Source organism: Deltaproteobacteria bacterium (genome assembly GCA_009930495.1).
In the GTDB taxonomy this organism is placed as follows: Bacteria; Desulfobacterota; Desulfovibrionia; order Desulfovibrionales; family Desulfomicrobiaceae; genus Desulfomicrobium.
The window spans coordinates 1-7,433 of record RZYB01000134.1 but is presented as its reverse complement, the minus strand read 5'-3'; the positions used below and the strand labels follow the sequence as shown (position 1 = coordinate 7,433).

Genomic DNA, 7,433 nt, shown 5'->3' with positions numbered 1-7,433 from the left:
GAATGCAGCCACCACGTACCGTCTCGGTAAAGAAGGTCGGAGGAGTCGAACTCGACGGCCTTGGCCAGAATGGCCGCGGCATGCGTATTCGCCGTCCAGACGACTTTGATGCGCCCAACCGTGGTTGCGAGACTCGCCTCGCCCGGAAGCACCCTGTGCGAGCGAGCGTCATAGCGAATGCTCCCCGTTTTTGTGCGCGGGCAATGGGCCTTGCGACCTTTGGCCCTCAGCGCGAAAGCGGAGGCGATAGCCTCGGTGGCTTTGACCCTGGCCGCACAGACGAGCTGCGCAGGCAGGCTCGGGTGTTTCTCCCGGAGATGGTAGTAGGTGGCTTTATGAAGCGCCACTCCGTTCTTCACCCCCTGCTCCCATCCGTACGCCGCGACAGTGTCAAAGCAGTCGCGGACCATGGCCAGGGTATCGCAAAGAGCGTCGACCTGGTCGGGAGTGGGGTGGAGTTTGAGACGGACGGTGCGCTTCATAGATCATATATGCTATAGTTTTGCACAAATGCCAAGAGGAAATAGGAGGCGGCGCTTCCTCCCCCACCTGAAGGAAGGTTTCTCCGCGCCGAAGATTGATGAAATTTTTCATGCTAATTTTTTTTTGTTTAATTATCCCGCACAACAGTCTAATTCAATTTAATATATTACGAATAAAACACTTTGTCTTTACACGCAGATCTATTTCAAACTTAATCAATCAAATATGCATTCATAATTTGTTATAAGATTATGAAGACAAAGAGATAGCCTCTATCTTCCTACAAGTCTCAAGCCGCCTATTTCCAACCCGGAAGTTGGCGGCTTTCTTATTTCATAAAACCCACACCACACGGAGGACCAGTGCTCACCACCCCAACCATCAAGATCTTCTACGAGGTCGGCAAACACGTCGCCCTCAAAGCCCGAGGCGTGGCCGCGCTCATTGTCGCCACGGGTCTTGGCGCAGCTGCCGTTGCAGCGGCACAGAACCTGGCAGAGACGTCCCGCAAGGCTCAGAATTGGATCACCGGCAGATTCACGGATTTACCCTAAGGAGAAAACCATGCTCACCCCGATCAGTACCATTGTTCACACGGTCGCCTATCTTTGGAAACGCTGGCAGCGGAAAGGTTTCAGCTCAAATCAAGCTCGGCTTTCGACTGTACTTAAACACATGCGCAGGGCAGCGGCCTGATGCCCAAACGCTAAAGCCCGGCTCCTCTCAAGAGCGGACCGGGCTTTTACAGGAGACACACATGAATACCACTATGCATTCTGAATTGGACAATCTCCAACCTCTTGACCTGGACGCCGGGAGTGTTTTCAGCGCCACACCTTCTGGTAAAACGATTGCCGGATACTCCGGGCCCTGTAGCTACACACCCACTCCCGATCCGGACTACATCTTTCACGAAACCAGCCGGGACGTAATCGTCTGGCTTATGAACTCATCGGACCCCCTGTACGTCTTTGGCCCCACAGGCAGCGGCAAGACGAGCCTCATCAAGCAGCTGGCCGCACGCCTGAACTACCCGGTCTTTGAGGTCACCGGGCACAGCCGTCTGGAATTCCCGGATCTGGTCGGACATCTGTCCGTTCGCGACGGCAATATGGAGTTCCAGTACGGCCCACTGGCTTTAGCTCTGCGTTTTGGGGGGCTTTTGTTGCTCAACGAGGTCGACTTACTGGAACCTGCCACCGCCACGGGCCTGAACGGGATTCTCGATGGGGAGCCCCTGTGCATCCCGGAGAACGGCGGGGAACTCATAAGGCCGCACCCCATGTTCCGCTTTGCTGCCACCGCGAACACCAACGGGGGTTCTGACGAGACTGGCCTCTACCAGGGAACGCTCCGCCAGAACCTCGCATTCCTCGATCGCTTCTGGCTGTGCGAGGTCGGGTATCCGGCAAAAAACGCAGAAGAGACGCTGCTCGCGCGGCACGCACCAAAACTCCCGGATACGATCCGGCGAAAGATGGTCGAGTACGCGGGCGAGATCCGCAAACTGTTCATGGGTGAAGCGGGCGCGACCGGCAGCAGCATCGAAGTTACGTTCTCGACCAGGACCCTGCTGCGCTGGGCGGACCTCACGGTTCGATTCCAGCCGTTATCCAGGCAGGGAGTGCAGCCCGTCACGTACGCGCTGGACCGCGCGCTTGGGTTCCGCGCAACACGGGAAACCAGGGCTGTCCTGCACGAACTTGCCCAGCGCATGTTTCCGCAGTCCTTGGGGGAGTAGAGAGGAGTGTAGCTGCTGAAACGCACAAAGATGCGACCACTCCCGACGACATGACCAAAGTACGCAGGGCCATGACCGCGGTTCTTCAGGCCATGGTTGCAAACCCATCCTTCCTGTCCACCTGCGTCCACCCTCCATCCGTGCTCCTGGAAAAATCCACGTCCCATGGTGGCAAGTTCTGGAAAGCCGCCGCACATCCAGCCGGCCTCACTCTGCAATGGGGAAGGCTCAACACTGCCGGTCAAGGCCGTGTTCTGGACCTGACCAGATGCGCTGACGGCAATCCGGTGCAGGAACTGATGGATAGGACACTCACCAAAATTCATGAGGGATACGGACTGTGTTGGGTCACATTTTGAAAATCAACTTAACCAAAGAGAGCATTTATGGATATGTCTCAATCGGATTTTCCCTTTCCACCAGTCCATCGAACTGGCCAAACCGGTCCCCGGAACGGGGTTCCGCCATCACTGAAAAGCCAAGGTCACCGCCCTGGGATTGACCAGTCGCATGTGGGTCAAAGGTTTCGGCGGCACGTCCTTCGAGACATGCGCCATCCGCGCCGTCAAGAACCGGGAGTGCAGGAGCGAATGCCTTTTCCAGGAGATGCGGCGCAGGGTGTTGTTCAAGATCGACCGACAGGACTTCATCATCGTGAACTTAAACTTGGGCGCCGCACCAGACACTCGTTTCATGGGAGGAGAATTAAATGAACACGCAAACTGATATCAAGGTCCTGAACAGCCTGCTGGCCCTGCACCTTGAGGTGAACATATGGACGGCCCGCAAGAAACTGAGCCCCGAGGACTTTGCAGGGGCTACGCTTCCCCCAGAGGACTTGGCGTCGCTCGGCAGCAAGCGCATCTGCGACCCGGAGAGCTTGAGCATCTTCGGAACGCTCAAGTCCAGGGCCGTGAGCCTGCTTGACCGGCACGGCGTGCGCTTTCTGGGAGGATGGGCCATTCCTGAAAACCAGGCGGACGACATCGTCACAGAATTGCGGCAGATCCAGGACGACTTCAATGCAGCCAGAGACGCGTTCCTGGACAGCTACGACCAGTCAGTCCGCGACTGGATAACCAAGCACTCGGGCTGGGAGCAGATCATTGCCGACTCCACGGTCAGTGCCGACTATGTCCGCAGCCGCATGGGATTCACCTGGAAGGTCTACCGCATCGTACCGCCAGACCCTGCCGACACGATTACGGCCGGACTTGCCGAGGAAGTTGAAAGCCTTGGCCAGACCCTCTTCGGTGAAATCTCCAAGGCGGCCACCGAAGCCTGGCACAAATGCTTTGCCGGAAAGACCGAGATCACCAGAAAGGCCCTCTCTCCCCTGAAAACCATTCATCAGAAGCTGACGGGCCTGAGCTTCGTCGAACCCCGGGTTGCACCGGTCGCGGAACTCATTCAGACCGCGTTCGAGAGCCTGCCCAAGCGAGGCAGGATCGACGGCGCGAACCTACTCATGCTGCAGGGGCTCGTATCTCTGCTTCGGGACGCGGAGGGACTTGTCGAACACGGCCAGATGGTCATCGACGGGACAACCTCACGGGATGTTCTGGATCTGCTGCTGGTCAACGACGACAGAGTTGAAGCCATGCCTGTCCCTGAGGACATAGCCCGGGTCCACGTCATCCCACCTGCCCAGGCGGTGCTACCCAACTGGGGTCTGTGGTGATGCCAATGGACAAACACATAACGAAAGAAAGCCCTGGAGTCACAAGCTCCGGGGCTTTTCGCATTCTGGAGGACAATCATGATCGATACACAGGCCGTCACACGCTCACTGCCCCTGGTGGCAAGCGTGCTCGGCAGAAAATACGGAGTGAAGATCGAGATCAGTGGGAGCGATGCCTACACCAATGGCGAGACTATCCACTTGCCAGCGCTGCCCGTGGACATCCCCGACACATTCCTGGCCCTTGCACGCGGGTATCTCGACCACGAGGCCGCACATATCCGCGACACTGACTTCCATGCCTTGAAGCAGGCCGGGCTTTCCCCACTTGAGATGCACGTGTGGAACACCATCGAAGATTGGCGCGTTGAAAACAGACTGGCGGAAGTATTTCCCGGGTGCAGGGGTAACTTCAACTGGCTTATCAAGCATGTCTTCGGCTCGGGGCAGCCGAACTGTGCAGCTCCTTCCGCAGCCGACATCCTGAACTGGATACTGCTTCACGTCAGGTGCTGGGATGTGCCCGAACTCTCGGGGGCCAGGGACAGCCTGGCGGCGCAGGTCGACAGTCAGTTTCCAGATGTCCGTGGCCAGATAGAGGTCATTCTGGGGAACGTGCGCAGAAACTGCCGCACAACTCAGGACGCCATCGATGCCGCCCGTCAGATAGTGCGCGTTCTGAAGCAGGCAGCCAGTCCCGATCAGCCCGAACAACCCGACGCAGCCCAGAACGGGCCAGAAGCAGGTGGGCTGAGTGGGGCCTCGATTGAGGATGAACATGGGGCCAGAGAACAGGACGGCGCTACGAGTGATTCCGATCCCCAATCAGACGAACAGGGCGGTGCTCCCCGCCAGTTCCCCGAAGCAGGCGATCAGGACACGGCTGACAGTGATAACATACCGGACACTCCATCCGGCGATCACTCGCAGGAACCAGGCGAAGACACCTCGCCAAGCCAGCAGGGGTCAGACAAAGGGATTGATACCGATCCCAAACAGGGCGTTGGCTCCGACCTTGCCAAGGAAGCCAGACAAAAACTCGGCGCCCTGCTCGGAGCCGGGGAGAACGAACTGCCTCCCACTCTCGGTTCGATCCTCTCTGCTACACTTGAAGACGCGTCCCGACAGGATGCCACCCCAAACACCATTACCGTGGCAGTCCAGACCACGAAGCAAGGCAGCCCCTTCACAGGCGACGACATTAAGGATGCTACCCTTGCTTCCGTAGCCCTGCGCACCCGACTGTCCGCGCTGCTGCAGACGGCGGTGGAAGCCAGGACCGCCCTCGGCCGCAAGGGGAGGCTCGATACGCGGAGCCTGCATCGCTTGGCCGTGTCGGATCCCCGCGTGTTCCGCAGAAATCAGCATCGCCAGGGCATCGACACGGCCGTGCATGTGCTCCTGGACTGCTCGGGCTCCATGGTCCGTAAAATCCGTCTGGCCTGCACATCCTGTTACGCCCTGGGCAAGGCCCTACAAGCCATGGGCATAAACGTGGCCATCACGGCCTTTCCTGCCGACCATCTGCCGGACGGTTCGTACTCCACCGTGGCCCCCATGGTCAGGCATGGCCAGCGGGTACATGCGTCCCTCGACCTCTCACCTGCCGGGGGCACCCCCATGGGCGAGGCCCTGTGGTGGACGATGCAGGACATGCTCACCCTCAAAGAGAATCGCAAGATCATCCTTATCGTCACCGACGGGAGCCCCGACAGCACCGAGTGCGCCGTGAAAGCCATCACCGTGGCCGAAGCGACGGGTTTTGAGGTGTACGGCATCGGCATCGGCTCCGACTGCATCGCAAGTCTTCTGCCCCGAAACAGCAGGACCATCCAGAACCTGGCCGAACTGAGCCCCGCAATGTTCGGGGTGCTTCAGCAAGCCCTTATCCCTTGAACAGCCAACTTAGGAGGATTCCCTCATGACCAGCCTTGCAAGCATAGAACACGAGATCACCAACATCCTGGCCGTCGCCGATGAACTTGAAGACGCCCAGCCCCAGGCCCTGGAATATCTGGACAGCCTCGCCCTGCAGGAGGCTGAGAAGGTCGACGCTATCTCGCACGTGGTCAGACGCCGCAAGAACCAGATCGAGTGGCTGCAGGACGAGGAGCGCCGCCTACGCCTGCGCCGCCAGGCCATGGAGCGGCGCATCGAGGCCTTTCGGGAGTACCTGGTGCGACTGCTCACGCACTACGGGGTGAAAAGCCTCAAAGGCAACTACGGGAGCCTGTCGCTACGGGACATCATGACCGTGGATGTGGCCGACATAAGCGAGTTGCCGACCATATATAAAGAAGTGATCGTCGAGCAGAAGCCCAAGAAGACGCTCATCAAGGAAGCCCTTGAAAGCGGGCAGGCCGTCGACGGCGCCCGTCTCGTGCCCAGAACCATCATCACCATCCGGTAAGGAGGACACCATGTTTCGACCAGCACAAAGAAGCGCGGCCAAGCTCCGCCTGGCACTGTGCGGCCCCTCGGGGTCGGGCAAAACCTATTCGGCCCTGCGCATCGCCAAGGGACTCGGCGGCAGGATAGCCCTTATCGACACCGAGCGCGGCAGCGGCGAACTGTACGCGGGCCTCTGCGCCTACGACGTCGCCCAACTGACCCCGCCGTACACCCCTGCTCGGTACATCGAGGCCATCAACGCAGCCGAGAAGGCCGGGTACGACATCGTCATCATCGACAGCCTGAGTCACGCCTGGTCGGGACCTGGCGGAGTTCTTGAGATGCAGGACCAAGCCGCCAAGGCCCTGAAGAACAGTTTCGCCGCCTGGCGAGAGATCACCCCGGAGCACAACCGCCTGGTGGACACGCTCCTGCAGACGAACCTCCACGTTATCGTGACCATGCGGACGAAGACCGCTTACGAGGTCCAACAGGATGGTGGCAAAACGAAGGTCGTGAAGGTCGGGCTGGCCCCTGTGCAGCGCGAAGGCCTGGAGTACGAGTTCACGGTCGTGCTGGACCTCTCCATCGACGGCCATGTGGCGTCTTCGACCAAGGATCGAACCGGGCTCTTTGACGGCCAGCACTTCGTGCCGAACGAGGATGTCGGGGTGAGGCTTGGGAGCTGGCTGCTCGGCGATGCCCCACAGGTCGACGTCGGGGAGCTAAACCCCGGGGTTCCGGAGCGCCTGAAGCGAGAACTGGCGGGGCTTGGGCTGGCTGACCTGGTCATGCCTTACGAGGAGTATGTCCGCTCGAAGTACGGGCTGGCCTCGATCAGGGAGATGTCTGCCACGCAGGTTGAGGAGCAGGCGGTAATTCTGGGGCAGTGCAGGGCTAGGCCGGTGCGGAGGAAACAGTTCGAGAAGATGCTGACACGCTTAAACTCGAGTAATATTTGAAAAAACTGACAGCGAAAAGCCGCCTTCGCCTACTCGTTTAAAAAAATAAACTCGATCAACATGAAAAAATGCGGATTTGACGCCATTATTAGCACTGTCGGGAATGTTCCGTCAACGTCCTCGCCTTGAAAGACGAGGCTTGTAACTCCACTCAGCCGCAATTCCTCTAGCAGGC

General features: G+C 58.9%; 8 protein-coding genes. 7 read left to right on the top strand and 1 reads right to left on the bottom strand.

Translation table 11 applies throughout. The features are described 5' to 3' along the window. Window positions 1-482, bottom strand: a 482-nt coding sequence (locus EOL86_10620) for a hypothetical protein (protein ID NCD26025.1), incomplete at its 3' end; no start/stop codon positions are given. 363 nt (window positions 483-845) lie between these two features. Here EOL86_10620 and EOL86_10615 point away from each other — a divergent pair. The 7 genes from EOL86_10615 (at window position 846) to EOL86_10585 (ending at window position 7,258) form a co-directional block, all read left to right on the top strand. Further along, a complete protein-coding gene (locus EOL86_10615; protein ID NCD26024.1) occupies window positions 846-1,037 on the top strand; it encodes a hypothetical protein in 192 nt (63 codons plus the stop codon). A gap of 215 nt (window positions 1,038-1,252) precedes the next feature. After that, on the top strand, window positions 1,253-2,224 hold the full coding sequence (locus tag EOL86_10610) for an AAA family ATPase (protein NCD26023.1): 972 nt from the start codon (window positions 1,253-1,255) through the stop codon (window positions 2,222-2,224). A 50-nt stretch (window positions 2,225-2,274) separates the two neighbouring features. Next, entirely contained in the window at window positions 2,275-2,583 is a 309-nt protein-coding gene (locus tag EOL86_10605; protein ID NCD26022.1) for a hypothetical protein, read from the top strand. A gap of 350 nt (window positions 2,584-2,933) precedes the next feature. Beyond that, the gene (locus EOL86_10600) at window positions 2,934-3,905 is read left to right on the top strand and encodes a DUF3150 domain-containing protein (GenBank protein NCD26021.1); all 972 of its coding nucleotides are present in this window, start codon (window positions 2,934-2,936) and stop codon (window positions 3,903-3,905) included. Between the two features lie 78 nt (window positions 3,906-3,983). After that, window positions 3,984-5,801: a VWA domain-containing protein gene (locus EOL86_10595; GenBank protein ID NCD26020.1), complete on the top strand. Its 1,818-nt coding sequence runs from the start codon at window positions 3,984-3,986 to the stop codon at window positions 5,799-5,801. A 25-nt stretch (window positions 5,802-5,826) separates the two neighbouring features. After that, window positions 5,827-6,315, top strand: coding sequence for a hypothetical protein (locus EOL86_10590; GenBank protein ID NCD26019.1), 489 nt, complete (start codon window positions 5,827-5,829; stop codon window positions 6,313-6,315). Between the two features lie 10 nt (window positions 6,316-6,325). Next, the gene (locus EOL86_10585; GenBank protein ID NCD26018.1) at window positions 6,326-7,258 is read left to right on the top strand and encodes an ATP-binding protein; all 933 of its coding nucleotides are present in this window, start codon (window positions 6,326-6,328) and stop codon (window positions 7,256-7,258) included. The last annotated feature ends 175 nt before the right edge of the window (window positions 7,259-7,433 follow it).